The organism is Candidatus Zixiibacteriota bacterium (assembly GCA_040756055.1).
Classification (GTDB): domain Bacteria; phylum Zixibacteria; class MSB-5A5; order GN15; family FEB-12.
Genome location: JBFLZR010000001.1, coordinates 156,085 through 180,712 on the forward strand (window position 1 = coordinate 156,085; position 24,628 = coordinate 180,712).

Consider the following 24,628-nt stretch of genomic DNA (forward strand, 5'->3'; position numbering starts at 1 on the left):
CGCGCATATATAGTCACCGGACACCGCTCCGCCTCGAGGTCGAAGCGAATATCCGTTACCTATCGATCATATTTCACGCCATGCCACAACCATCATGCCGCTGATGCTGGGCCATTCGATATCCAAAAGGTGTCGATCGAAGTGGAACCCCGCGCTGTTGTGAACCAGGATGTCTTCGGCCACGATGGAGCCGTAGAAATCACCGGAATTGCGAAGGTCACCGAAACCATCGGGAGAGTAGAAGGTGGCGAAAATGTCGCCGCTGTTTTTCAGCACGATATCGCCCTGGCTATAGAACTGGAGGTCCATCGGACTGCCGTCCAGATTGACCTGCGAGGAGTTTTTCAACTCAATGTCACCGGTGACATATATGGTTACCACCGCCCCGGGCGCAAGCTCCAGACTGGCAGTGTTCTTTAGCTCCACACTCGAAAAGAAATAGGTGCCGGTTTGAAAAATGACCGTACCGCTGGTCAGAAATGAGTGCGTAGATGGATTGTACGTGTAGCTTCCGGAGATACCGGTGGCGTTGTCATTTACGACCGCAACCTCGGCCCACACTTCGTCAGGGATCAGCGGCAATTCCTGCTCCGGAGCGGTGGAGGTCGTATCGCCCGCAACTGTGGCGCCAGGGTTTATTGAAAGACCGCCTTCCGTAGCCGTAGCGACATCTCCTCCCAGCATGGCACCGTTGGCGGCATCGATTGTGCCGTTGGAGCCGATATCTCCGTAGTCAAACAGTACCGTACCCGCGTAGGTGCCGGAATCCGAATTGTAGGAGTCGGTCAGGGCGCTGTTTCGCATATCGACCGAACTGTCGCCGAAGAGAGCATACTGGAACGGTCTGAAAATGATCGGTACCATGTATACTTCGATGCCCGACGAGGCGCCGTTGCGCTCCGCCATCGAGGTCACCACCACGGTATCGGCCAGGGAGGCGTTGGTGGTGCTGTCATCGAGAGTCACCGTATACTGGCCGTCATTGAAGGCGACACAGGTAAACCCGCTGCGCCAACTCAGATCGTTGCTTAGTTCTGCGCAGGCGCGGTTGATCCCGGCCTCGGCAATATAGAATGCCTGGTCGTCGTGCAGTTGATTGTACGACATATCAACATCCGTCGTAGACCTGTCCAAAGCCGTAATCGCCACTACTGTCAGCAGGGCCATTAAAGCCAGCGCGATCAGAAGCGCGCTTCCCCTCTGGTTAGCCAGCGCCCTCATAACTCTCTCCTATCTCATTTCTAAATTTCCCGCCAGGCCACCACGAGCATTTTACCCGTTTCCCATTTCTCGAGCTCACTGAGTATTCTGTCGTAGTGGAAACAAACATTATCTTCAAAAGCTATATAGTCGGCCACGACCGATCCATAGAAGTTGGTATAGTTTCTTAATATGAAATCGGCGTCCGGTCCATAGAAACACGCCGAAAGCAACGTGCTCTGACCCAATTCAAGGAGCGAACCGGTGGAGTAGATTTGCACCTGCGATGGTGTTCCGAATTCGTTGAACTCTGACGATTGACCGAGAACGAGGTCACCCGTCATGTAAATTGTCACCTCCGCACCCGGCTCCAGATTTACAATCGCGTTCTGGCCGAGGGTAATATCGGAAAAATAGTATACTCCGCTTGACAGCGTCAGGACCTCATTCACACCTACATCGAGCGAGTAGTCAGACGGGTCGTAGGTATAGGTTCCGCTCATTCCCGTGTAGACATCGCTGTTGAGCTGTGCCCATACGTATTCGGAATCCGGGACGATGTCCATGACTTTGGGGTCCACGCCGGTAACAGTGTCGCCACGAACGGTTGACTTGTTATCCAGAGTGATGCCGTCTTCGATCGCGCTGACGGCGTCACCGCCGATCATGGCGATATTTTCCAGCGACAAAGTTCCGTTGGATCCCACCGAAGCGCCCAGGTAATCCACGGTCGCTGCGTAGGAACCGGAATCCGAGTTGTACGAGTCGGTGCACGCGGCGTTTCTCATAGACACGCTGGTATCACCGAAGAGAGCAAATTCGAACGGACGGTACCGCTCCGGAACGAGATAGGCCTCGATTTCCGCTTCGGCGCCATCGAAATTTCCTGTTGCCCTCAAGATCACCGTATCCACAAGGGCCGGTACGGTACTGCTGTCAATGACTCTGACTGAGTAGACGCCGCCGCCCAGTTCTTCATTTATAAAACCCGCGTCCCACGTGCGGTCGTCGTTGATTTCGGCCAAGGCCCTCTCAATACCGGCTTCGGCGGTATAGAAGGCTTTCTCGTCATGAAGCTGATTGTACGACATGTCCATATCGGTGGTGGATCTGTTGAGAGCCATGATGGCGATGACGCTTAGCATAGCCATTAAAGCCAGCGTAATCATAAGCGCTCCGCCTCTGTTGGAAAATATCCTATTCATGGGTAAGGTACCTCGCTTCCTATAAGTTGACATTTCGTAAACTGACCTGTTCAGCCAGAGTCCAGGTCCTGAATCCATTATTCTGTTCAAAACTATCGTCACTCTTGGAGACCTGCGCGGTCACCGAAATTTCTATCGTTCGGCTGTCAATCTGCGCGAAGTCGATATCCAGAATAAAGTCGGCGCAGATTGCGGGTGTACCGCTGTTTTCACGTTTCATCAATTTGTAGAGCGGTACGTCCTCCGCCAAGCCATGCACCTTGCTGTATTCGTAGTCGCTGAATTCATCCAGGTAATAGAGCACCGTATCGACCGGCTGGGTGTTGCTATAATAGATAGCCAGGGTATCGCCCTTTATTTCATAAGCGTCATGAGTTGACAGTTTAAAGCCCGCCAGGCGAAGTGTCTTTTTGATTTCGTTGACACTTGATCGACACAGATGCTGAACCTCGGACACCTCATACTGCACCTCAGTCTGGTTGTGCATTGAGGTGTAGAATCTGAAACTGGCGGTAGCCAGAATTCCCGTGATCAGAGCCGCGATGAGCACCTCCAGAATCGTAAAACCCCGGCGGCACTTCAGCCTATTTGCTTTTCCTATAGCCATGATTCATTATCCTTTCATCAACAGCGTCGAATATGTCGTGGAGCGAGCCACCCCGGTTTTATCGGTCCACGAGATGGTTATATCGACCTGGCAGACACCACCCGGTATTGAGGCGTCAGTGGTACTGTCATTAATCGCGGTATAGCGGGTGTAGCCACCCTCAAGATCGCTTTCAGTTTCGGTGTAGGGTACACTGGGCAGTGTCTCGAGGGATTCGTAAAATTCCAGTTTCTCGGCGGCCAGACTTGAAACGACCAGTACATCGCGGGACATATTGTTACCCTCGATAGACATCACAACCATCGGCGCCATTCCCAGAATTCCCAGACTGAGAATTATCATGGCCACCAAAACCTCCAGCAGGCTAAGTCCCTTATCGTTATTCATGATTCCTCATCCTTTTTGTGTCATCGCTTTATCTGACCTCTATCTGCGCAACAATTATGCCTGAACCGACAGAGAAATAGCCTAAATCGTAAGATGTTGTCTATTGCGCTGTTAGCGGCGTGCTTGGCGGTCGGCCGGGGCTTTTTGACGCGGAAAAGTGTGGGAAGATTCCAATAGTCTGTAGAGGAGATGAAGCAAACAACATGGACCTGAAAAAAGGCAGAAAGCCGGCCGGGAAGCCAAAAAAAGAAGGCCGGTCAATTCAGCTGACCGGCCTGACCTGTGCGGAGAATCTTTGCTTCGCCCTGGCTTTTATCTGGTCAGGGCTCTTTTAATTTTCCCGGCCACCACCTCCGCCGCGCCATCATAGTTCGCCAGCACGGCTACAGTATAACCCAGATCCAAATACATGGCAAGAACGGCATTTATCCCGGGAGCGCCCCCGTTATGACCGACGACCCGATGACCGTTCACATTTTCGTCACCGAACAAGTAGGCATATTTATTTCCCGGTCCCGTATCGACCTTGCCGGTGGTGACAATATCGGTGTACTCCTCATCGAGCAGTTTGTGTCCGCGCAGGGCTATATCGAACTTGAGGAGGTCCTCTACTGTCGAGAACCCACCACCGGCGGGACCGCCTTTAGCTGCATGTAGAAAGAGATTGCTTCGCCACTCTTTACCGGGCCCCTCCCCCGCAATACCCATTTTGGTGTATCCAAGCGCCAGGTTCGGTATCGGGCGGTCGACTTCGTAGCAATCCGTGTTCACCATTCCAGCCGGGCCGGTAACATTCTGCCGAATGTATTCGTCGTAGCTAAGGGCGGTTATTTTTTCGATAATGAGTCCCAGGATTATGGGACCGCCGTTGCTGTACTGAAAATGGTCCCCCGGCTCGAAGTCGAGCGGTTTTTCCCAGAATAAGTCGGCCAACTGTTGAACACTGCGAATTTGCCACCACCGGGCATCGAACAATTCTTCCCAGTAATCACCCAGTCCGGAGGTGTGTGTCAGTAAATGATGTATGGTCACCTTTTCGGCCACCTCTTTATTCGGGTAATCCGGGAGATGCTTGATGATGGGATCATCGAATGACAGTTTTCCCTGCTGGGCCAGTTGGGCTATGGCCACACCGGTGAACATTTTATTCATCGAACCCAGATTGAACTTGGTGTCGGTCTTATTAGGAACGTCATAGCTTTTGCAGGCCATTCCGGCAGCGCGCTTATAAACAGGCACGCCGTCCTTCGCCACCAATACCGCGCCGGAAAACCTGTCCTTGGTCACCATCTCGTCGAGTACTCCATCGAGATAGGCTCCGAGCTTTTCCGGTGTGAGTTCTCCCTCGGGAAGCTTCTCATTGGGATCGTCGGCAGGTCTTGCCGACATGCCCGCCAGGTCGTACGGTGGGAGCGTATCGAACCTCAGACCGACGCGGATCCAATCGTACGGTCCGCTTGGACTGGTCCCCTGGACGAGGCATGATATATTGAACTCCGACCCGGGGTCGACCGAGTACACTTCCACCTTGCCAAGGTCGTTGTAAAGCCTCCGGAAAAAGCCCAGTCTCCTCTGCAGGACATTGGCGGAGTCTGCAGCTAACGGTGATTGCAGAATCCATGAATTCCAGACATCCTCCGAACCGGTGTTGAAGGCTGTGATAAACTTTTCGAGCTGACGGCCCGCCTGTGTATCGGGATAGTCGGCCGTTTGCGCCGCCGTTATCGGGGCGAGACACAGAAGCACAGCCGCAACCGGGGCGGCAAGCCTTTTTAGAAATGTCATAGTTCCTCCTGAAGCTGTTGATAATACGAAGCGTGTCGGTTTTAGCTGATATTTACGCAGGAAAGTCTGATAAGTTGCACCTGGCTTCGGTCGACCGGATGCAGGCGGTCAATGATGCCCGGATCGATTGATCAGGAATTCCGCTGCTCGATGACGGAGCTGCCCGAAACACCGTCGCCGCTCAGCGTCCGCCATACCTCGCTCAAGCGAATGCGGCCATCGGGCAGTACTTCCGGCGTTGAAAGGCATGTCCCCCAGTGAAACTGACCGTCTTTGTTGAGATACTGCCAGATCATATCCAGTCGACCGTCTTCGAGCACACGCGCCACGATATTCCCGTGAGCGATGTTGCCACCCTCGTAAGTACCCCAGACGACATCCCCCTTCTGCCGATAGTGAAACAGCGTATCTTTGGTGGCATCGCCGTCGTCGTAGTTGACAACGCCGACGAAGTACTTGTCCTCGTAAGAGAGCTCGCTCATAGGTTCACTCCATTCTGAGCAGAGGACGTGTCAAACAGGTGGGTCCGCCTGCCCCCTTTCGTGATATTTCTTTTCCCTTGTATTCCGACACCTGAACACCCTCCTCCTCCAGCAGCGCCATCGTCAGCGGATTGCCCGCAAGCATGATACACTCGCGAGGGGCGATGGCCAGCACGTTGCATCCCATAGTCAGATATTCTTCGTCCGGAACTTCGACAAGCTTCATCCCTCTATCAACAAGCCACTGTCTGAACGGCACAGGCATCAGGCGCGAGTACACAAGCGCCAGGTCAAAATCGATCGGGCTGATCATCGACATAAGATGCAGCACATCATCGGGACCATCCCAGTGCGGAAGCGGCACCACCACGAATTCATCGACAAGGTCGGAGGTTAGCTCTTTCAACTGACGGATGCCCTCGGCGTTCGTGCGGTAGCCCTGCCCGACCGCCAGCGTGCGCTCATCGAGCCAGACAATATCGCCGCCTTCGAGCCTGCCATCGCCTTTGATACTGCCGAGTATCGGCACGCCTATCTGGCTGAGGAACTTTTCGCAAGCTCCCGGCTCGCCGCCCCGCTGCTTTTTACCCATCGAGCAGAGTATCGCGCCGCGTTTGGTTATTACCACAGGATCGTGCAAGTAGATTGAGTCCAGACCGGTCCGGTCATCCTGCGGCAGGAAATGAAATTCTTCGACCTGCCGGCGAAGCAACTCGATAAATGCCTCATATTCTTCGAGTGCCGCGGAGAAGTCGGGCGTACCCGTGTAGTTAAGTTCCAACCATTGATCGTTGATATTTTGCTGCGATATAAAGGCATCCTTGGGATGCTTCAGAAGTATGCTCCTGACAGGCTTAATTTCCGATTGACCGTTTATATTCATCGGCTTAACCCACCTCCTGCGTAAATGATTCAGCGGCATTATAGAAGCTGCGTCGACAAGCGTCAAGCTGAGTTTGCGGCAGTTGTTGCATGTTGACAAACCGTCATTTTAGAGAGACATTACCGCCAGTTTACACAGATCAACAATGACCAAACGGGGAAGCAAAATGCCCGAATTCAAATACGAAATAATCACCGGTAAAGACCGACCGGATCTATCGCAGCTTAACCAGACCGTAACCCATGTCTCGTGGCCGGAATTTATGTTTCACGACCCGGTGTCGGAACTGTTTGTCGACCTTTTCGAGAAATTTCCCGAGTATCAGTTCAGCTTTGTTGAACCCGGAACGGATAATGTTATCGTTCTCGGCAACTGCATTCCGCTCGCGTTCGGCGGCGCTCCCGAAGACCTTCCCGATACGGGCTGGGACTGGGCGCTTCAAAAGGGAGTGAGCGATTTCAACAAAAAAGTCAAACCGAACATACTCTCCGCCCTTCAGATAGTGGTAGCGAACGACTATCGCGGCCAGGGACTCAGCAGTATCGCGGTTGATAAAATGAAGGATATTGGAAGAGCGCGAGGTTTTAAGGCAATGGTGGCGCCGGTGCGCCCCAACTCGAAGAGTCTCTACCCGCTCACACCCATGGAGAGATTCATTCGATGGCAAACGCAGGACAATTTGCCATTCGATCCGTGGCTGAGGGTACACGCGAAGTCCGGAGCCGGGCTCATTAAAGTCTGCCACAATGCAATGCGGATTCCCGGCACGATTGCCCAATGGGAGGAGTGGACACAGATGCGTTTTCCGGAGAGTGGAAAGTATATTGTGCCGGGGGCTTTGAACCCTGTAAGGATTGATATCGAAAATGATCAAGGTCTATATATAGAACCGAATGTATGGATGTATCACCCTCTTTAGTAACTTTTCAGTTGCGGCAGGTCCTGTCCCTGGTGAAGTGAGGGATGTGACCTGCCGCTTCGGATGTTTGCGGATTGGGGTGTCGGGTCACAATTTCGCACAAGCGGGAAATCAAGACCTGACACAACAACCAATAACTTTGGACCAAGACCGAATATGGAAATAATATGCCCCAACTGATTGTCATCGGGGGAGGACCGGCCGGAATGATGGCCGCCGTAAGAGCCGCCGAACTCGGCGCCAAAGTAATTCTCTTCGAGAAGATGCGCCGAACCGGCCGCAAGCTCTGCCTGACGGGCGCGGGGCGATGCAATCTCACCAACACGCTTCCCACAGACGAATTCATAGCCGCTTTCGGTCCCACCGGCAAATTCCTCAGGCAGGCGCTGTCACAATTCGGCTCAGGTAATCTTATTGAGCTTGTAGAGCGCCTGGGAGTGCCGGCTGTCACTGAACCGAATGGAAGGGTTTACCCGGCGAGCAATCGCGCGGTTGATGTTGTCAATGCCTTCACAAAATGGCTGGACGATAACGGCGTGATTATCAAAAGTGAATTCGCTGTTCGAGAATTGTTGATTGAAAATGATCGCGTTGTCGGCGTTCAAACCGACAGCGACAAATTCGCGGCCGATGCCGTAATCGTGGCCACCGGCGGAGCGTCCTATCCGGAGACTGGCTCATCGGGTGATGGTTACAAGCTGGCGGAGATGGCCGGTCATTCCGTAGTACCCATCAGGCCATCGCTCATACCACTCGAAACCAGCGGCGATATCGCGCCGCGTCTTCAGGGCCTCAGCCTGCCAGTTGTGAAACTCACTATTGTCATAGACGAAAAGAAACGAAATGTGGAAAACGGTGAATTGCTCTTCACCCACTACGGCGTATCCGGTCCGGTGGTCTTGAGGATAAGCAAACAGGTGGTCGATGCTCTTCGCGATAAAAAGGTAGTGAGCCTTTCGTTTGATCTCCTGCCCGACAACGATGAACATCGGCTCGAGCAACTTATTCTCGACAGCGCCAAGCAGCACGGCAAGCGCCACATTCAGAACATACTCGAACAGTGGTTGCCATCGCGGTTGGCATCGATTTGTCTCGAGTTGAGCGCCATAAAGCCGGACACGCTCGCCAACCAGCTCAGATCCGAACACCGCAGACAAATAGTCAGAATCCTCAAGGATTTCCGTCTGCACGTCAGCGGGCACAGGCCGATTGCCGAAGCGGTTGTGACGGCCGGTGGTGTGGACACGCGCGAGATTGACCCTCGGACGATGCAGTCACGCCTTGTCAAAGGTTTATTTTTTGCGGGTGAAGTTCTTGATATCGATGGCGCCAGCGGCGGATTCAACCTTCAGGCCGCATTTTCGACCGGATGGGTGGCGGGGTGCGCGGCGGCCGGATATCTCGATTCTCCTTAGACCGTTGGCTCTAAGCATCCCAGCTTAGATTTTCGAGGCCGAGCCGAAGCTGCCCGGCGGTCTTGAACTCCTGCCGGATCAAACTGTGTTTGCGGCCCTTGATTATGTGTCTTATGGCCGGGCCGGCTTTACGATAACCGTCATCGCCGCCAATCATCTCGTAGAGAACATTGATCATATCGAAAACATCCCACTGGACCTTCTCGCGTATCGACCGGCTGAGGCTGAAGAAGTCCAGAAGGTGCACATCAAATCCCATCCCCCGCCTGCTGACCATGATGTTATCCGAATGAATGTCGCCGTGATATTCGCCCATATAATGAACCGGTTCCATGCCGACCGCCAGGGCATACAGCAGATGAAGCGCTTCGAACTCGGGCAGGCGTTTCTTTTTCTGACGCTCCAGAAACGTGGAGAGCATCTCCCCTTCGGCCAGATCGGACACCAAGAAATCGACCTGCTCGCGCCCGACGCGGCCAAACCCGCGATGGTGATACTGGGTGATTATCGGGCAGGCGCGAAGTTTGTGGAGTTTGCGGGCATAACGCAGAAGCGCCTGCTGGCGGACATTGCGGTGAGGATAAAAGAGCTTCGCCGCCCGGATAATAGCGGTCTTACGCTCCTCGACTTTATATACCTCACCTTCCCAGCCGCTTCCCAGAAAGCTGACGATATAGTAATTGGGTCCAAGAGTGTGGCCCGGCACGAGATCGAATTTTGGCTTAGTCATAGTTAACGGAATATAATATCACACCGGCAGGATTCAGCAAGTAATTTTGGTCTCATCCCGGCAACCTGCTCAGTCAATCCCATAGGCCAGACGTCGGGCCAAACGACCAAACCAGTTCATCAGTCCGAACTCAGCCACTCTGGAGGTAATTTTGCCGAATTTGCGGTATCCGAAGTTGAACAGGAAATACGGAATCCTCTGCCGACGGTCGAGCGGCATACGTTTGAGAATGTTCTCCAGCGAGTAGAACCGGTCATATATCCAGAGGTAACCCTCATATAGCTGCTGCGAAGTCATCTGCGCCGGTTTGAATACCACATGAGCCGTGTTATAGTGCGTGTAATCATAGTCGATTATCCTCCCTTCGCTATGCAGGCGTTCGTAGAGAACAGTTCCAGGGTATGGCGTGAGGATGTGCCCGGTCATGGTTTCGATCCGGTTTGCGACCAGCCAGTCGAGGGTTTGCTTGAACACATCGGGTTTATCGTGGTCGAATCCGAACGCCAGGCTGGCGTTGATCATTATCCTCCGGGAGTGGATTTCATCAATCAACCTGTCGTAGGTCTCTACCTTGTTCTGCTTTTTGTTGACGCTGGATATCGAGTCGCCGTTGAGTGTCTCAAAACCGATAAAGAGGCTTTTGCAGCCCGATGCCTGCATCTGGTCGAGCAGGTCGAGATGTTGCCCGATGGTGGTCGACACGGCGGCGTGCCAGGTAAGGTTCAAGGGTTTTATCGCCTTTACGAATTCGCGCGTCCAATCGGGGTTGCCGATGAAGTTGTCGTCGATAAACATCACCTGGCGCGTCCCCAGCTTGTGTATTTCCTCCACCACGTTCTCGACCGGACGGTTGCGATACTGATGATGCACATAGCGGCAACTGTTGTAGCAGAACTCGCAACTGAACGGGCAACTTCGACTGGCACAGACTATACATGTATACAGGTATCGCGAGGTGTCCAGCAGCGCCCATTTCGGAATGGGTGTCGAAGAAAGATTGGCCGGTTTCTCACAGTAATACATTTTGTTGAGCTTACCATCCTGAGCATCTTCGATGATTTTGCCCCACACCTGCTCCGCCTCTCCGATGCAAATCGTGTCGGCATGCCGGCCGGCTTCGTCGGGGCAGGCGCTCGGATGTATCCCCCCGAGGACCACCGGTATTTTCTTTTCGCGATAGCGCCGGGAAATTTCGTAGGCGCGCTTCGATGTATCGACGTTGACCGTTATGCCTACCAGATCGGGATTATCGTCGAAGTTGATTTCCCCCGCGTTTTCATCTTCGATATAGACTTCGTGCTCATCGGGGGTAAGTCCTGCCAGTATCAAAAGCGATATCGATGGTGACAGGAGGCGTTTGTACTCCGAGTCCATTGGCCGCAGGCTCATCCTGGGCGAAATAAGCTTGATCTTCAATAAAGACTCCCACAATCTGGTTTTGTTAAGGGTTTTACATTAATCGGCAGATTCCGTTCCAGCCTTTGAGGGCGGCGGTCTTCAAAGTTGACACACCGGTCAGCCTTTGACATATTGCCCTCAGTAAATCGGAATCTATCAAAGACTCTGTCATGAAGTCGAAAGGAGAATACCTATGGGGCAAACAGCAGTTGCCGAACCCCTAAGCGAGCTGAGCTATGAAACCCGCGAACTTCACCGGGCGATCGCGTCGCTGATCGAAGAGCTGGAGGCAGTGGACCTTTACCAGCAGCGGGTCGATACCTGTAAGGATGATGACCTGAAGAAAATTCTGGCGCACAACCGCGACGAAGAGAAAGAGCACGCCGCGATGATTCTGGAGTGGATTCGCCGCCGGGATCCATCTTTCAACAAAGAGCTCAAGGACTGGCTGTTCACAGAGAAATCACTCAGCCATTGATCTTGGACGGCAGATTCGAAGACGGACTCGCCATACCGCTAGACCGTCGATAATTGACGCGCACCAAAGCGTTTGATGGATCAAATGCCCGCCGTGCGCTTTACTTTGCCCGAGTAGGAACATGAAGGAGTTCTGGGGGACAGGTGACAAAAGGATTCAAAAGCTGAGAAGTATCCCATATATTTGAGACACTATGTCAAATGCTATGGTGACGTATAAACGATAGACTATGGATTTTCTGCCGACGACAAAACATGAGCTGAAAAGGCTCGGATGGGATCAGCTCGATATCATTCTGATAACGGGTGACAGCTATATCGATTCGCCCTATATCGGCGTGGCCATTATCGGCAGATACCTCGTCAAACACGGCTACCGGGTGGGCGTAATCGCGCAACCCGACATTTCATCCGACAAAGACATCACCCGGCTCGGCCAACCCCGGCTTTTCTGGGGTGTTAGCGGCGGATCGGTAGATTCCATGGTGGCCAATTACACGGCGGTCAAGAAGCGAAGAAAATCCGATGACTTCACCCCCGGCGACGTTAACAACCGTCGTCCCGACCGCGCCGTGATCGTCTACAGCAATCTCATCCGCAAACATTTCAAAAATACCGCTCCGATTGTTCTCGGAGGGGTGGAGGCCAGCCTGAGAAGAATCGCGCACTTTGATTACTGGTCGGACTCGATCCGCAGGTCGATTCTATTCGATGCCAAAGCCGATGGGCTCCTTTATGGCATGGCCGAGAAAGCTACATTCGAGCTGGCTAACTCGATCCGCGGCGGCAAGGACTGGCGCGATCTCCGGGGTTTGTGCCATATCTCCAATGAATGCCCCGAAGGCTACATCCAATTGCCATCATTTGATGACGTACAGAGTTCGAAATCCAAATTCACGGAAATGTTTCATGCGTTCTATAGGAACAACGATCCGATAACCGCAAAAGGGTTGTGCCAGTTAACCGATACGAGGTATCTGGTGCAGAATCCGCCCGCGGAGCACCTGACGCAAGATGAACTCGATGAGATCTATGAGATGGATTTCGCGCGCGACCTTCATCCGTTCTACCGAAAAGACGGCAAGGTAAAAGCGCTGGAGACTATCCGGTTTTCGCTCACGAGTCATCGCGGATGTTACGGTGAGTGCGGTTTCTGCTCGATAGCGGTCCACCAGGGACAGACTGTGACCTGGCGCTCCGAAAATTCGATCGCGCGAGAAGCCGAAAAGTTCAAGAATCATCCGGAGTTCAAGGGGATAATCAGCGATGTTGGCGGGCCAACTGCGAACATGTACGGTTTCGAGTGCCGCAAGAAACTCAAGCAGGGTTGCTGCGATGATAACCGCTGCCTCTTCCCCGCTCTCTGCCCGGTGATGAAGCCAGACCACAGCTCGCAGATGAAGTTGCTTCAGCGTTTGAGCGAAATCAGGGGTGTTAAAAGGGTGTTTGTAGCATCGGGGATTCGCTACGATCTGGTGCTTGAAGATAAAAAGTTCGGGCGCAAGTATCTTGACCGGCTCGTCAGTCAGCACACATCGGGACAACTGAAAGTCGCGCCCGAGCACACGGAAGACAAGATTCTAAGACTGATGGGCAAGCCGGACAAAAAATCGCTTTTGCGTTTTAACCGGATGTTCGGGGAGTCTTCAAAAAATACCGGCAAGAAACAGTATCTGACATATTACCTGATAGCGGCTCATCCGGGATGCACCGATGACGACATGAAGCGGCTCAAGAAGTTTACATCGGAAAAACTGAAGATAAATCCCGAGCAGGTACAGGTTTTCACACCGCTGCCATCGACATACTCGGCTCTTATGTACTACACGGAGCGCGACCCGTTTACGGGAAAGCGGATATTTGTTGAAAAGGACCTCCGAGCCAAGGCTCGCCAGAAGGACATTGTCACTCGCAAGACACCAACCGGCAAAAGGACACGAAAAAAGCGCGTTGAATGATCCGGTGCGGATTACTTAAAGGGTAAGCGGACTAATTCTGTAGGCTTTACTGCATAGGGTATTGTACGTACCCAGTTTTATCCATGATTCTTGTACTATCGGGGGCAAAGACTTAGGGTTTGCACCTCGCGGTACACGGCTCTGCGGTCCGGGCCTCCCGGGCAATCGGGCTAATCCGTTAGCTGACTTAACGTAAACCAATCGGTCCACAAATGGCATGCGGCTTGCTCAAAAAAAGTACAGGGCACAAAGAATACAACAACGCAGTACATTGAAGGAATGGAAGTAAATTAGCGAAACAATCTCCCTCACAAGCCATAGCAGCTTGATTGTTTTGAAGAGAGCACGGACAACGCACATCACCTATCACTTTTCTTGATGACATTGTCACAGAGCAATCCTGCTCTGGCTGACGGAAGATCGTGTCGCACTTTTAATCGGCTCAAGAGCCGTAATTACCTTCCCCTCTTAACCTTTTAACCTCTTTGGAGGAGAGTCAACAATGTTTACGAGAAAGTCATGGGTGGTAGCGGTTATCTGCTTTGGTCTGCTTGCCATGGCAGCGTCGGCTTTCAGCGCTGACATCAAAGTCTACCCGCAGAACCTGAATTTGAATTCCGAAGGCGTGACAGAGCCTGTGAGAGTCGAAATCAAGGCCGTCCTTCCGATGCAGTATGCTCTGACCAACTACGAAGCCAACTTCTACATGAACAGCAATTTCGTCGTCAGCGCTTACATGGCCGTCCAGAACGACACCACCGGTGTGGTTACCGCCTATTTCGATCGCGCGGTCATTCGCCAATACTGCATCGACAGGAATCTTTATGGCGGAGTCTCTGTCATGGTGTCCGGCTGGTTTGACGGCACCAGCGATGTCGAGACCGCGACCTTCCCGTTTGCCGGTTTCGATTATATCGAAATAGAGGCCCACGGCATGAAGCTGGAGGCATTTGACTGAGTAAACCGTCGTTCTTCACCTGAGAATCCGGTGAGGCGCGCCAAAGAGTGAGGGATATTCCCGGTGAATATCTTTTGGCGAGACATCAGACAATCTGATTCAAAATAAGCCGAGAGTGACGCAACAACTCTCGGCTTCCTAATTGGTTACCATACAACCCGAAATCATCCCCCTATTCGGTTGACAACCACCTGAGCGCATTGTACCTTCGCCTCGATTTTAACATCATAGAAAGGACACCCAAGGTGTTTAGCAGGTTCAAGAGATATTTGGCATTCTCCATAGTGACGCTCATGATTTTCACTTCAGTCGTCGCTGGTGAAGACTCACCAAAGGGGAATATTCATCCCAATTTCAGACTCAGCTTCAGCGAGCGTTTTCGTCTGGTAAGCTGGGATAATTCCGTCAATTTGACCGACGCATCGGAGTCGGCTACAAGCTTCACCCGTCACCGCACCAGTATCATGGGCCAGTATTTCGCGCTTAATCAGTTCGAACTGGGTCTTAAGCTGACCAACGAATTCAGGCACTACTTCGTTCCGGAAAACACAGAGTTCACGTGGAACGAGATTTTTGTCGATCAATTGTACGGCCGCTGGACCAAAGGACGTTTCGCTCTGACTGTCGGGCGGCAGGATATCAAATTCGGCGAAGGGTTTGTGGTGCTCGATGGCGGACCGCTTGATGGTTCCCGTTCGGCATATTTCAACGCCGCCCGACTCGATATCAAACCCTGCCCGCAGGGGACGCTTTCACTGTTTTACCTTTACCAGCCCCGACAGGAGGATTATCTCCCGCTGATTAATGATCAGGAAAAAGATCTGGTCGAACAGGACGAAGAAGGCTTCGGAGCATATCTTTCACGCGATGTTGGCAAGGGCAACGTGCAGGCCTATTATATCCGCAAGAATATCGTGGCGGTCGACAACCAGCTCACTGAATCCGGGATAAATACGATCGGAGCACGGATCACTACTCCCCTTACACCTCAGCTTTCTGTGACTGGCGAGGGCGCCTATGAATTCGGCACTTATGGCAACATCGACCGCAAAGCTATGGGCGGTTATGCTTATGCCGACTACAATACCGGCTGGATGAAGTACCTGCCCAAGAAGCTTACAGCGGGCGGTGTTTACTTGAGCGGCGATGATCCTGAAACCGAAGATTGGGAGGGCTGGGAGCCGATGCTCGGGCGCTGGCCCAAGTGGAGCGAGTCATTTATTTACACTCTCGTTCCGGAGTACGGCGTTGCTTACTGGAGCAACTATGCCTCGCTGTTCGGCCGCGTGGAATTCGAGCCGATGGACAGAGTCAATTTCCGGTTTGAATACCAGCACCTGATGGCCCCGCAGGTGGCGGCGCTTTCGTATATGCTTCACGGCGATGGTAATAATCGTGGAGAAATGCTCATTGGCAAGTTGACATACACGATCAACGACTATTTGTCCGGCCACGTGGTCTGGGAACATTTCATTGCCGGCGACTACTATATCGACAACACCGATCCGGCCAACTGGCTGAGATTTCAGTTGATGCTGGCCGTTCAGTGAGATGGCGTGACCAGACTCACAATTGGGGTTAGCGCCAGCGACACCATCATGCCGATAGTGCCGGCTTGCGGTGATTGCATACCATCGATATAGAGATACAAACACACTGTGAGCGCTATTACCGATGAGGTGATAGCGCCTATTTTATTGGCGCGTTTGGTAAACAGTCCCCAGATAAACGGACCGAGAAAGACCGATCCGATAGCCCCCCAGGATATCCCCAGCACCGCTACAATCGTTGCCGGCTTGAAATAGGCCACGATTACCGAAAACAGCACGAAGACCGCGCTGCATATGCGCATCAGGAGAGTAAGATTACGGTCGGACACTTTTGGATTGATAAACCCGGCATAAAAATCTTTCGCGATGGATGAGCTGGAAATGAGCACGAGCGCCGCGAGGGTGGACATCGAAGCCGCCAGAATCAGCAGCAGGATCAGCACCGAGAGCGCTTCGGGTATGACGCTTTCAAGAAGTTCCGGCATGAGAGCATCAAAAATAGGCTGGCCGTCTTCGAATGCGGCCGGGGCGTTCTCCGGCGAGAGGAAAAATCGCGTCGTAGCGCCGGTGAAATAGCCGATGCCGGTTATCAGGACCGCAAAAAACGTTGAAGCAAACATACCGACACGAATGGAGCGGTTGTCTTTGATGGCGTAGAATTTCTGCACCAGTTGGGGCATAGCCAGCGTCGCGACACTGGTCAGAAACACCAGACTGAACAGCGGCCACCATCCGGGCGGCCCAACAATACCGACCAGCCCGGGGTTGATCTTCTTCATTCCGGCGGTGATATTGGCCAACCCCCCGCCAACGTCGATGGTGCTATAAAGCAGGACGACAACACCAAGCGCCATGATTATCCCAAAAGCGACATCGATCATGGTCATCGACTTGTAACCACCCAATACGAGATAGATGGCAGTGAAAACTCCCATGAACAGAAGCGCCATAGTGTAATCCATATTGAAGGTCGAGCGAAACAGGTATGACAAACCCATAAAAACGGCGGCAGTGTACGGCACGAAAAAGACGAAAATGCAGATGGACGAAAACAGTTTGAAGAATTTGCTGTCATAACGCTTTTCGAAATACTCCGGCATGGTGTGAACATCGTAGTCAATCGACATCTGTCTGATACGCGCTCCCAGAAGCCGCCAGACCAGAAAGACGCCAATCGCGGCATTGCCGGCAGCTATCCAGAGGCTGGAGTATCCGAATCCCCACCCCACTTTGCCGGCGAAGCCGATAAAGAGCACCGCCGAGAAGTAGGCCGTTCCGTAAGTGAAGGCGGTCATCCACGGACCGACACTGCGTCCGCCGAGGAAAAAGTCGGCAAACGACTTGGTTTTACGCATACCGAGAACGCCGACGATTATGATCATCAGCGCGAAAGCGCTTATAACGGCTATTTTGAGTTCCATGAAGTCTCCACAATATGACTAAGTTGTTCGTCTCTTCATTGACGGAGTAATCTATTATCTGCGGCTGAATAAAACAAGTATTTAGCAGTCGATTGGCTCGTTTCGAGTTGACGCAAGTAATTAAGGATAATATATTTAAATATATCATCCAATCCACTCTTCTTGTCGGGAGGTCTTTATGCGTTTCGGAGTATGTACGGGATTCTTCTGCGGCTTTTTGATAATACCTTTGGTTCTCGCCTTCATCGGCTGTTCATCCTCTGAAGAACTATTCGGTCCGGAGATAGCGTTTACTGATGGAAGCGGCGGTGACAATTTCAAACTCACCATTACAACCGACTACACCGGCACTTGCCCCCTGTCTGGAGTCGAATTTGATCTGCCGGTGGCAAGTTATGTGTTTTTCGAGGTGACAAACGCAACGGGCTATCACGTGAGAACGCTCTGGGATGGTGAAATGGTAGCGGGCACCCACACACTACTGTGGGACGGCACTAACGATGATGGTGAAGAACTCGGCAATGCAATATATCTATATCACTTAGATGCTGAGCGGTTTTCAATGTGGATGCCGTTCCCGTGGGGAATCACACCAGATGAGTGAGGGAAGGATGGTGAGTATGAAATTTTGGGACAAAGTGAGACGTTTGGCATCCAGCGGCCTTCTTCCTATGGCCATTGCTCTGCTAACCCAGAGTGCGACTGGCGCAGAAGCAGTCGATGTTTCGCAGGGACAGGATCGGCGTAGCACCTTGGAAATTCAGAGTAGTTTCAACCTACCTCGTCGCGACATTTTCAGAGACCTCTACGGGAGCGGAGTGACATTTGCGATAAGATACGAGCACAGTCTGAGCCAAAAGATTGGGTGGGGCGTACGCGTGTCCCGGGTTCAGCTCAGCGATTATGAAGACTACTCTATTGTAAAGTTGGGATATCGGGATTTTACCATCACGCCTGTGATTACGTATAACTTCGCGAAAAGCCAAAGTATGCGGCTGTTTTCAGGTGGTGGCTTGGGACTCAGCTTCCGAAAGATCAGCCTGGATTCATACCGGTTAGACCAGTACGGAAATCCTTCATATGCATTCGTTGGCCACCAAAGCGAAGCCTCGGCATACGGCCTATTAATGCTCGGCGCAGATCTCAAGCTGGCTGGTAAGTGGTATTTCGGTGCCAGAGTAACCTATGACAGGCATTTCTTCGGAGATGTCACCACCGGCGATTTAGGCGATACCGGCGGTTTCAACTTCGGAGGAAGCCTGGGAATCAGGTTTTAAGAACATCCGCTTCAGTGGTGAGGGCGAAGAACACGTTTGCCCAGGGCCACACCCAGATAGACAATTCCCGCGAAGATGATTATGGTAGCCCCGGCCGGAAGGTCGGGGCTGTAACTTATGGCTAATCCAAATGTCGTAAAAAGTATGCTCAGCACTGTCGCTACCCACATTGTCTGCCAGAGAGTACGCGTGAAGTGACCGGCGATGGCTGCCGGCAAAGTGAGCAGCGCGATAACCATCACAATACCCACTACATCGACCAGAATCACAACCGTCAGTCCCGTCAGCCCCAGCAGCAGCAGGTAGAAAAATTCCGTGTTGATACCGCGGATGCGGGCGAACTCTTCATCGAAACACACCGCGAGAAACTTGTTGTAAAACAGCGCCACGGTCAGAACTATGACCCCATCGAGTATGGCAATAAGCATCAGGTCATGACCGGTGACCAACAGAATATTACCAAACAGGTAGGTCATCAGGTCGACATTGTAGCCGGGTGTCATGGAGATGAAGATAACGCCGATAGCCATACCAATGGCCCAGATAGCGCCGATAACGGTGTCTTCGCGCTCTCTTGCTTTAAGACTCACCCATCCTATAACCATCGACGCCAGCAGGGCCGCCACGATTGCCCCATGAAGCGGGCTGAGCCACGACCAGTCGTATACGGTGGCAAGATATCGGGCGAAGCCGAGTCCTCCCAGAACACTGTGGGCGATACCGCCGGCTATGTACGTGATGCGCCGGGAGACGACATAAGTACCTACCACCCCGCAGGCGACGCTCGCCAGAACCCCGGTCAGCAGGGCGTTGAACATGAAGGAGTGATGCAAAACCGCGTAGATGAAGTCCGACATCGTCTAATGTTCTCCCTAGGTGTGCTTATCATGGCGAACCATTCTAAGGCCATCGCCATAGAGTTCGCCGAGAAATTCCTTGTCGCGGTCGGTGGTGGGATGAACCGCCACAGTTCTGTTGACACAGACTACCTGCTCGACAAAATCCGAAACGAACGCGGGATCGTGCGAAACCATGATAACTGTCAGACGCTGATTGAGTTGCTTGAGCAGGTCGAACAGTTCTCGCTCAACGCGGCGGTCGAGGTTGGCGGTAGGCTCATCGAGAAGCAACAACTCGGGTTCACAGGCCAGCGCGCGGGCGATAAGCAAGCGCCTCTGCTGACCGCCGGACAACTCCTTGAGGGGAACATCGGCAGCTGCTTCCAACCCCACCAGACGCAGAGCCTCCCGTGCGATAGCCCGGTCCGATGATGAAAGTGAACCGGGTTTGATGCCTTGATTAAGTCTGCCCATCATGGCAATATCGATAGCGGTGACAGGGAAATTCAGGTCCAAGTGCGCCTGCTGTGGCATATAACCAATACGCCTTCGGGCCGACTCAGCCGATTCGCCGAAGACCGCAATCGTGCCGCGCTTCGGCTTCAGCAGCCCCAGGATGAGCTTGATCAGGGTGGTCTTTCCGCCGCCGTTGGGACCGACTACCCATACGAAATCCCTTTCTCCCACGATAAGATTCACGTTCTCCAGCACCGGCTTGGAGTTGTAGGCGAAAAAAACACCCTTGAGGTTAATGACATCTTTTGCGGCCATATTTCCTAGAGTTCTTCTGTTTTGGTGCTGTCACCAGGAATCTGACTGTCGGGATTGCCGAGCGCCTGTACTATCTTGCGCGCCATATCTACCAGATTATTCAGATAATCGCCCGAGAGCGGATCCAGGGTAACCATCGTCGCTCCGATAGCCTGGCCAACCGATTCAGCCTGCCGCTTCGAAAATTGGGGCTGAACAAAAACAACGTCAACTCTATCCTTGCGCGCCTGTTCGACGATAGCGGCAAGTTGCCTTGCCGACGGTTCCTTGCCGCCCGTTTCGATAGCGACCTGCCTGAGACCGTAGGCATCGCAGAAATAACCGTAGGCAGGATGGAAAACGAACATCGTTCGACCCCGCAGCGGTGCGAGTATGCCGCGCACGATATTGTCAACCGAATCCATGCGCTCCAATAGATTCTCCAGGTGGTCGGCATAGATCAGCGAATTGACGGTGTCGATGACACTCAATGCCTCGGCTATGGTTCTTGCCTCGATCGCGGCAAGTTTGGGATCCAGCCAGACATGCGGGTCCAGTATTCCTTCATGGCCGTGGTCGCTATCGTCATGATGTTCGATGGGACGGAGCCGGATCTCGCGGTGGGTTTCGACAATTTCAAGGTCCTTGAACTCATCCTCGATTTTATCAATCAATCGACTCTCAAACGGCACGCCGGCAGTGAAGAGAACATCGGCAGTTGCCATGCGGGATAGTTGCTGCGGAGTGGGCTCGTAGGTCGCGGGCGATTGCGCCGGGGGAACAAGTATTTCAACATCGACGAGGTCTCTGCCTATCTCCGATACGAAATAACCCTGGGGTGCAATGCTGACAAACGCCTTCACCTTCGCTATCGCCGACGGAGCAACCAGGAGCGCCAGCAGAACGAACGTATAGAGCAGAACATGTCCATACATCAATCTTGTTCGGATTCGGGTCACCGTTTTGCCCCCTCCCTCTCATGCGCGCACACGATATGAAATTCCTCGCAGTCGGAACACTTTTCTACGGCATGTCGCTTGAGAAACTGTTCCCAGTGCTGTCTCTGGTTGGGGCTCAATATCCCGCTTCCGGCACACAGGGGGCAGGTGCTATCCAGAGCCGCCAGCACAGCCGATCTGATAAAGCTGGAGCGATTCGGGATACCTTCCAGAGCCGTCAATAGGGAGTCATCGACTTTAAACGTTATAATCTCCGATTTCTTTTTCATAACGACATAAACTCTCTACAAGCGAATCGGGTTTTTGGTTTTGCGGTAATTATTACTTTGTATTACCTGTCTGTCAAGAAGAATACGTAAGGTAAAGCAATATAGTTGGCCTTTTTTAACACCGACCGTCGGGGATAACACACTATAAGGCTTGTGCTTACGACGGGGCCGCAGTCAATGATGCGAGGGATGGATATCTTGGTCTTCAAGCTGTTTGGCTTTTAGTGCTCGTCGTTCGCGAAAGAGTTGGCCTATTTCGGCGCCGATGATGAATACGATCGAAGTGTAGTAGATCCAGAACGCGACCACTATCATGAGCACATAGGCGCCGTAAACCTGCTTGAGCATAACGAAGTGAGTGATATAAAACCCAAAGAGCTGTTTGGCCAGTTCCCAAAGTATCGCCGCAGAAAGGGCGCTTATGATGACCACTCTCTTGGGCGGTTTGCGATAAGGTACGGCGTAGTATATGATGCTGAAACCCACCAGGATGAGCACGAAGCTCACGATACCCATAAACATACCTTCGCTTCCAGCGAGCTGTAGGCCCTGGAGAATATCCGAGCGTTCGGCAAGTTCCTTGACGACTTCCCAGGCGGAAATGACCGTCGTGGAGACAACGAAATAGACCAAAACCAGCACAATGAGTCCGAAATCGCGCAGTTTGCCCAATAGTATCGAATAATCTCCCCTGATCTTGTAGACCCTGTCAAGAATGGTCCGCATGCTGCTGAAAAGAGTGCTCGAGGCGAACAGCAGACCGAAAATACCGATAATACCCGCGACGTTCTTGTATCGCACGAACTCGTCAACCCGTGAGAACACCGCCTCTTTGACAAATTCGGCATAACTTTCATAGGGAATCAGGCGGTCGATAAAGATGTTTATTTCATCGGCAATCGAGGGGCTATCGAGAACCGAGCCAAGGACCGAGAAGACTATCAGCACCAGGGGGACAATGCTGACGAACATGGAGAACGCTAGCCCCCCCGCGAGCAGAAAGACATGGTGTTCCTCTACCCGGTGGTAGATGCCGCCGACGTAATGCGCCAGGAAACTGCCGATGGACCTCCAGACCCGATTTTCGCGAATTTGCCGAAGGTAGTTTTTCACTATCTGCCCTATGCTCAGGCTTCTTTTTTACCCGATGTGACAACGCGCAGTGGAGGCGCCTGCCCTTGTTTATCCTCTCCCATGTAGAGCGTAACGTGCGGAAACGGGATCTCGATACCTTTCTCGTCGAAAATCTTCTTGAGTCTTCGGTTGAATTCGCGGCCGATTCGCCACTGCTTGATGGGTTTGGTCTTGGTACGGGCCTTTATTATGACAGCCGAATCAGCAAACTGGTCGAGGCCGAGAATCTCGATCGGTTCGAGGATATCGTCACTGAACTCCTTATCCGCCCGCAAGTCATCATCGACCTGCTTGATCAGCTCGACGACTTCATCAATATCTTCGCGGTAGGCGACGCCGATATCGAAGACGTACTGGGAGTATTCCTTGGTCATATTGGTGACAACATCGATTTGGCCGTTGCGGACATAATGAACATTGCCGGCGAGGTCTCTGAGTACGGTGGCACGCAGAGTGACCTTTTCTACGAGGCCTCCCTTTCCGGCGATATTGACAACATCACCAACCCGAATCTGATCTTCCATCAGGATAAAAAACCCGCTGATAACATCCTGTACCAGTTGCTGGGCTCCGAAACCGACAGCCAGACCGACGATACCGGCCGCGGCCAGGATCGGCCCGAGTTCGATGCCAAACTCACCCAGTACCATCATCAGCGCAACGGACAGAATAGCGACTGTCAGAGCGTAACGAATCAGCGAGGCCAGGGTATCAGCTCTTTTTTGCGTTTCAACGTCGGGATCGGTGCCGATGATTGGCGCGAGCAAACGCCGTGACAGCCACCGGCTTACTCTCAGCGCGACGAGCGCCAGAATGACAACCAGGATTACACGCAATCCGCTCGTGGTCAGCCAGGCCAGCGTCCTGTCCAATAATGCCTGTATATCCATTTTATGCTCCTTTCGTTGTCAGATTAACAATTTTCCTCACAGCCAGTGTCTGCGGCGGAAAAACCAGTATAGTCCGCCGCCGACCATCAGCACGGCCAGCCAGAAGAGGGGATAACCGTAGCGCATCCCCAGCTCCGGAAGATTAAATGGACTGATTGAAGTGTCGAAATTCATGCCGTAGACACCTGCCAGAAATCCCAAGGGGATAAAGATCGTGGCGATGATCGTGAGGACTTTCATCACCTCGTTCATGCGGTTACTCACGCTTGACAGGTAAACATCGAGCAATCCCGAAACCATGTCACGATAGGTCTCGACCGTATCGATTACCTGTATGGTATGTTCGTAGAGATCTCTGAGATACACTTTTGTATAATCGTGTATCAGCGATGTTTCGGTGCGGTCAAGTCCGCCGACTACTTCACGCAGCGGCCAGACCGCTTTGCGAATATCCACCAGGTCGCGCTTGAGGCTGTGAATTACATCGAGGTGCCTCGAAACAGGATTGGTAACCAGTTCTTCTTCGAGGTCTTCAACCCTTTCGCCGGTAGCTTCGAGCACCACAAAATAATGGTCCACGACGGCGTCGATAAGAGCGTACGCCAGATAATCAGCGCCCATGAATCTTACGCGCGGCACCGTCTTTTCCAAACGCTCCCTGACCGGCCCGAAAACATCGCCGGGTCGCTCCTGAAAGGAGATAACGAAGTTTTTACCGAAGACAACACTGACCTGCTCGGAGATTATTTCGTGGTTGTCCGATTTGAGATAGAGCATTTTTAAAACCACGAAAATCATATTTTCGGTCTGTTCCATTTTCGGACGATGTCCGGAGTTCACGATATCTTCGAGCATCAGCGGGTGCAGACCAAAGTGGTTACCGAGTTTCTCGACCACGTCGACATCGTGAATGCCGCTGATATTGATCCAGGTGGTTGTGGGGCTGTCTTTATACGGGAAACAATCTTCGACCCTGCCGACTTTTCTTGTCGTAAGCTCAGTTTCGGTGAAGTCGATTACGGAGATTTCCACTTTATCCGCTCTTTCTTCGCCGACATAAACGACGCTGCCTGGTTTGAGCCCCAGTTTCTTGTGGGCTCGTTTGCTTCTTCTGGGCATATCGTTTTCTCCCTGC

The 24,628-nt window shown here is 52.5% G+C and carries 25 protein-coding genes; 8 read left to right on the forward strand and 17 right to left on the reverse strand.

The window, feature by feature from the left end; genetic code table 11:
• Nucleotides 1–66 precede the first annotated feature (66 nt).
• From AB1483_00720 to AB1483_00750, 7 genes are all read right to left on the reverse strand, one after another.
• Nucleotides 67–1,221, reverse strand: coding sequence for a PilX N-terminal domain-containing pilus assembly protein (locus AB1483_00720; GenBank protein ID MEW6410975.1), 1,155 nt, complete (start codon nt 1,219–1,221; stop codon nt 67–69).
• Nucleotides 1,222–1,241: 20 nt separating this feature from the next.
• Entirely contained in the window at nt 1,242–2,405 is a 1,164-nt protein-coding gene (locus tag AB1483_00725) for a pilus assembly PilX N-terminal domain-containing protein (GenBank protein MEW6410976.1), read from the reverse strand.
• A gap of 19 nt (nt 2,406–2,424) precedes the next feature.
• Nucleotides 2,425–3,012 (reverse strand): prepilin-type N-terminal cleavage/methylation domain-containing protein, encoded by a 588-nt coding sequence (locus AB1483_00730; protein MEW6410977.1) that lies wholly within the window; start codon nt 3,010–3,012, stop codon nt 2,425–2,427.
• Nucleotides 3,013–3,018: 6 nt separating this feature from the next.
• Nucleotides 3,019–3,399 carry a prepilin-type N-terminal cleavage/methylation domain-containing protein gene (locus AB1483_00735; GenBank protein ID MEW6410978.1) on the reverse strand — a complete coding sequence of 127 codons (381 nt, stop codon included), beginning with the start codon at nt 3,397–3,399 and terminating at the stop codon, nt 3,019–3,021.
• Between the two features lie 312 nt (nt 3,400–3,711).
• A complete protein-coding gene (locus AB1483_00740; GenBank protein ID MEW6410979.1) occupies nt 3,712–5,184 on the reverse strand; it encodes a serine hydrolase domain-containing protein in 1,473 nt (490 codons plus the stop codon).
• Nucleotides 5,185–5,315: 131 nt separating this feature from the next.
• Nucleotides 5,316–5,666 carry a n-acetylglutamate synthase gene (locus tag AB1483_00745; GenBank protein ID MEW6410980.1) on the reverse strand — a complete coding sequence of 117 codons (351 nt, stop codon included), beginning with the start codon at nt 5,664–5,666 and terminating at the stop codon, nt 5,316–5,318.
• Nucleotides 5,667–5,670: 4 nt separating this feature from the next.
• The gene (locus AB1483_00750) at nt 5,671–6,549 is read right to left on the reverse strand and encodes an arginine deiminase family protein (protein MEW6410981.1); all 879 of its coding nucleotides are present in this window, start codon (nt 6,547–6,549) and stop codon (nt 5,671–5,673) included.
• A gap of 166 nt (nt 6,550–6,715) precedes the next feature.
• Between AB1483_00750 and AB1483_00755 the strand changes: the two genes are divergently transcribed.
• Both AB1483_00755 and AB1483_00760 read left to right on the forward strand, forming a co-directional pair.
• On the forward strand, nt 6,716–7,468 hold the full coding sequence (locus AB1483_00755) for a GNAT family N-acetyltransferase (GenBank protein ID MEW6410982.1): 753 nt from the start codon (nt 6,716–6,718) through the stop codon (nt 7,466–7,468).
• Nucleotides 7,469–7,635: 167 nt separating this feature from the next.
• A complete protein-coding gene (locus AB1483_00760; protein MEW6410983.1) occupies nt 7,636–8,883 on the forward strand; it encodes an NAD(P)/FAD-dependent oxidoreductase in 1,248 nt (415 codons plus the stop codon).
• Nucleotides 8,884–8,893: 10 nt separating this feature from the next.
• Here AB1483_00760 and AB1483_00765 read toward each other — a convergent pair whose 3' ends face one another.
• Together AB1483_00765 and AB1483_00770 are read right to left on the reverse strand one after the other, a co-directional pair.
• Nucleotides 8,894–9,613 carry a protein kinase gene (locus AB1483_00765; GenBank protein MEW6410984.1) on the reverse strand — a complete coding sequence of 240 codons (720 nt, stop codon included), beginning with the start codon at nt 9,611–9,613 and terminating at the stop codon, nt 8,894–8,896.
• Between the two features lie 69 nt (nt 9,614–9,682).
• A complete protein-coding gene (locus tag AB1483_00770; protein MEW6410985.1) occupies nt 9,683–11,029 on the reverse strand; it encodes a radical SAM protein in 1,347 nt (448 codons plus the stop codon).
• A gap of 175 nt (nt 11,030–11,204) precedes the next feature.
• On the opposite strand from AB1483_00770, the gene AB1483_00775 reads away from it, so the two are divergent.
• The 4 genes from AB1483_00775 to AB1483_00790 all read left to right on the forward strand — a co-directional run bounded on the left by AB1483_00775 (nt 11,205) and on the right by AB1483_00790 (nt 15,954).
• Nucleotides 11,205–11,489, forward strand: a complete 285-nt coding sequence (locus AB1483_00775) for a ferritin (GenBank protein MEW6410986.1) — start codon at nt 11,205–11,207, stop codon at nt 11,487–11,489.
• Nucleotides 11,490–11,718: 229 nt separating this feature from the next.
• Complete coding sequence (locus tag AB1483_00780) at nt 11,719–13,446, forward strand: YgiQ family radical SAM protein (protein MEW6410987.1); 1,728 nt, start codon at nt 11,719–11,721, stop codon at nt 13,444–13,446.
• Between the two features lie 502 nt (nt 13,447–13,948).
• Complete coding sequence (locus AB1483_00785; protein MEW6410988.1) at nt 13,949–14,404, forward strand: hypothetical protein; 456 nt, start codon at nt 13,949–13,951, stop codon at nt 14,402–14,404.
• 245 nt (nt 14,405–14,649) lie between these two features.
• Nucleotides 14,650–15,954: a hypothetical protein gene (locus AB1483_00790; protein MEW6410989.1), complete on the forward strand. Its 1,305-nt coding sequence runs from the start codon at nt 14,650–14,652 to the stop codon at nt 15,952–15,954.
• On the opposite strand, the gene AB1483_00795 is transcribed toward AB1483_00790, so the two are convergent.
• Complete coding sequence (locus tag AB1483_00795) at nt 15,948–17,375, reverse strand: sodium:solute symporter (protein ID MEW6410990.1); 1,428 nt, start codon at nt 17,373–17,375, stop codon at nt 15,948–15,950. The two genes, AB1483_00790 and AB1483_00795, sit on opposite strands and share 7 nt — an antisense overlap.
• Before the next feature lie 178 nt (nt 17,376–17,553).
• On the opposite strand from AB1483_00795, the gene AB1483_00800 reads away from it, so the two are divergent.
• Together AB1483_00800 and AB1483_00805 are read left to right on the forward strand one after the other, a co-directional pair.
• Nucleotides 17,554–17,979, forward strand: coding sequence for a FlgD immunoglobulin-like domain containing protein (locus AB1483_00800; protein ID MEW6410991.1), 426 nt, complete (start codon nt 17,554–17,556; stop codon nt 17,977–17,979).
• A gap of 16 nt (nt 17,980–17,995) precedes the next feature.
• Nucleotides 17,996–18,652, forward strand: a complete 657-nt coding sequence (locus AB1483_00805) for a hypothetical protein (GenBank protein MEW6410992.1) — start codon at nt 17,996–17,998, stop codon at nt 18,650–18,652.
• 11 nt (nt 18,653–18,663) lie between these two features.
• Here AB1483_00805 and AB1483_00810 read toward each other — a convergent pair whose 3' ends face one another.
• The 7 genes from AB1483_00810 to corA all read right to left on the reverse strand — a co-directional run bounded on the left by AB1483_00810 (nt 18,664) and on the right by corA (nt 24,612).
• Nucleotides 18,664–19,509 (reverse strand): metal ABC transporter permease, encoded by an 846-nt coding sequence (locus AB1483_00810; GenBank protein MEW6410993.1) that lies wholly within the window; start codon nt 19,507–19,509, stop codon nt 18,664–18,666.
• A gap of 15 nt (nt 19,510–19,524) precedes the next feature.
• Nucleotides 19,525–20,262: an ABC transporter ATP-binding protein gene (locus tag AB1483_00815; protein ID MEW6410994.1), complete on the reverse strand. Its 738-nt coding sequence runs from the start codon at nt 20,260–20,262 to the stop codon at nt 19,525–19,527.
• Between the two features lie 5 nt (nt 20,263–20,267).
• Nucleotides 20,268–21,200, reverse strand: coding sequence for a zinc ABC transporter substrate-binding protein (locus tag AB1483_00820; GenBank protein ID MEW6410995.1), 933 nt, complete (start codon nt 21,198–21,200; stop codon nt 20,268–20,270).
• Nucleotides 21,197–21,469: a CopG family transcriptional regulator gene (locus tag AB1483_00825; GenBank protein MEW6410996.1), complete on the reverse strand. Its 273-nt coding sequence runs from the start codon at nt 21,467–21,469 to the stop codon at nt 21,197–21,199. The genes AB1483_00820 and AB1483_00825 overlap by 4 nt, the downstream gene beginning before the upstream one ends.
• 174 nt (nt 21,470–21,643) lie before the next feature.
• A complete protein-coding gene (locus AB1483_00830) occupies nt 21,644–22,582 on the reverse strand; it encodes a YihY/virulence factor BrkB family protein (GenBank protein ID MEW6410997.1) in 939 nt (312 codons plus the stop codon).
• 14 nt (nt 22,583–22,596) lie between these two features.
• A complete protein-coding gene (locus tag AB1483_00835; protein MEW6410998.1) occupies nt 22,597–23,493 on the reverse strand; it encodes a mechanosensitive ion channel family protein in 897 nt (298 codons plus the stop codon).
• 36 nt (nt 23,494–23,529) lie between these two features.
• Complete coding sequence (corA, locus tag AB1483_00840; GenBank protein MEW6410999.1) at nt 23,530–24,612, reverse strand: magnesium/cobalt transporter CorA; 1,083 nt, start codon at nt 24,610–24,612, stop codon at nt 23,530–23,532.
• Between the last annotated feature and the right edge of the window lie 16 nt (nt 24,613–24,628).

Excerpts from the sequence above, each read along its gene's own strand:
- AB1483_00810 (MEW6410993.1), bottom strand. The coding sequence starts at position 19,509 with ATGTCGGACTTCATCTACGCGGTTTTGCATCACTCCTTCATGTTCAAC.
- AB1483_00720 (MEW6410975.1), bottom strand. The coding sequence starts at position 1,221 with ATGAGGGCGCTGGCTAACCAGAGGGGAAGCGCGCTTCTGATCGCGCTG.
- AB1483_00825 (MEW6410996.1), bottom strand. The coding sequence starts at position 21,469 with ATGAAAAAGAAATCGGAGATTATAACGTTTAAAGTCGATGACTCCCTA.
- AB1483_00800 (MEW6410991.1), top strand. The coding sequence starts at position 17,554 with ATGCGTTTCGGAGTATGTACGGGATTCTTCTGCGGCTTTTTGATAATA.
- AB1483_00760 (MEW6410983.1), top strand. The coding sequence starts at position 7,636 with ATGCCCCAACTGATTGTCATCGGGGGAGGACCGGCCGGAATGATGGCC.
- AB1483_00750 (MEW6410981.1), bottom strand. The coding sequence starts at position 6,549 with ATGAATATAAACGGTCAATCGGAAATTAAGCCTGTCAGGAGCATACTT.
- AB1483_00795 (MEW6410990.1), bottom strand. The coding sequence starts at position 17,375 with ATGGAACTCAAAATAGCCGTTATAAGCGCTTTCGCGCTGATGATCATA.
- AB1483_00765 (MEW6410984.1), bottom strand. The coding sequence starts at position 9,613 with ATGACTAAGCCAAAATTCGATCTCGTGCCGGGCCACACTCTTGGACCC.
- AB1483_00725 (MEW6410976.1), bottom strand. The coding sequence starts at position 2,405 with ATGAATAGGATATTTTCCAACAGAGGCGGAGCGCTTATGATTACGCTG.
- AB1483_00815 (MEW6410994.1), bottom strand. The coding sequence starts at position 20,262 with ATGGCCGCAAAAGATGTCATTAACCTCAAGGGTGTTTTTTTCGCCTAC.
- AB1483_00775 (MEW6410986.1), top strand. The coding sequence starts at position 11,205 with ATGGGGCAAACAGCAGTTGCCGAACCCCTAAGCGAGCTGAGCTATGAA.
- AB1483_00785 (MEW6410988.1), top strand. The coding sequence starts at position 13,949 with ATGTTTACGAGAAAGTCATGGGTGGTAGCGGTTATCTGCTTTGGTCTG.
- AB1483_00735 (MEW6410978.1), bottom strand. The coding sequence starts at position 3,399 with ATGAATAACGATAAGGGACTTAGCCTGCTGGAGGTTTTGGTGGCCATG.
- AB1483_00745 (MEW6410980.1), bottom strand. The coding sequence starts at position 5,666 with ATGAGCGAGCTCTCTTACGAGGACAAGTACTTCGTCGGCGTTGTCAAC.
- AB1483_00730 (MEW6410977.1), bottom strand. The coding sequence starts at position 3,012 with ATGGCTATAGGAAAAGCAAATAGGCTGAAGTGCCGCCGGGGTTTTACG.
- AB1483_00755 (MEW6410982.1), top strand. The coding sequence starts at position 6,716 with ATGCCCGAATTCAAATACGAAATAATCACCGGTAAAGACCGACCGGAT.
- AB1483_00780 (MEW6410987.1), top strand. The coding sequence starts at position 11,719 with ATGGATTTTCTGCCGACGACAAAACATGAGCTGAAAAGGCTCGGATGG.
- AB1483_00805 (MEW6410992.1), top strand. The coding sequence starts at position 17,996 with ATGAAATTTTGGGACAAAGTGAGACGTTTGGCATCCAGCGGCCTTCTT.
- AB1483_00835 (MEW6410998.1), bottom strand. The coding sequence starts at position 23,493 with ATGGATATACAGGCATTATTGGACAGGACGCTGGCCTGGCTGACCACG.
- AB1483_00740 (MEW6410979.1), bottom strand. The coding sequence starts at position 5,184 with ATGACATTTCTAAAAAGGCTTGCCGCCCCGGTTGCGGCTGTGCTTCTG.
- corA (MEW6410999.1), bottom strand. The coding sequence starts at position 24,612 with ATGCCCAGAAGAAGCAAACGAGCCCACAAGAAACTGGGGCTCAAACCA.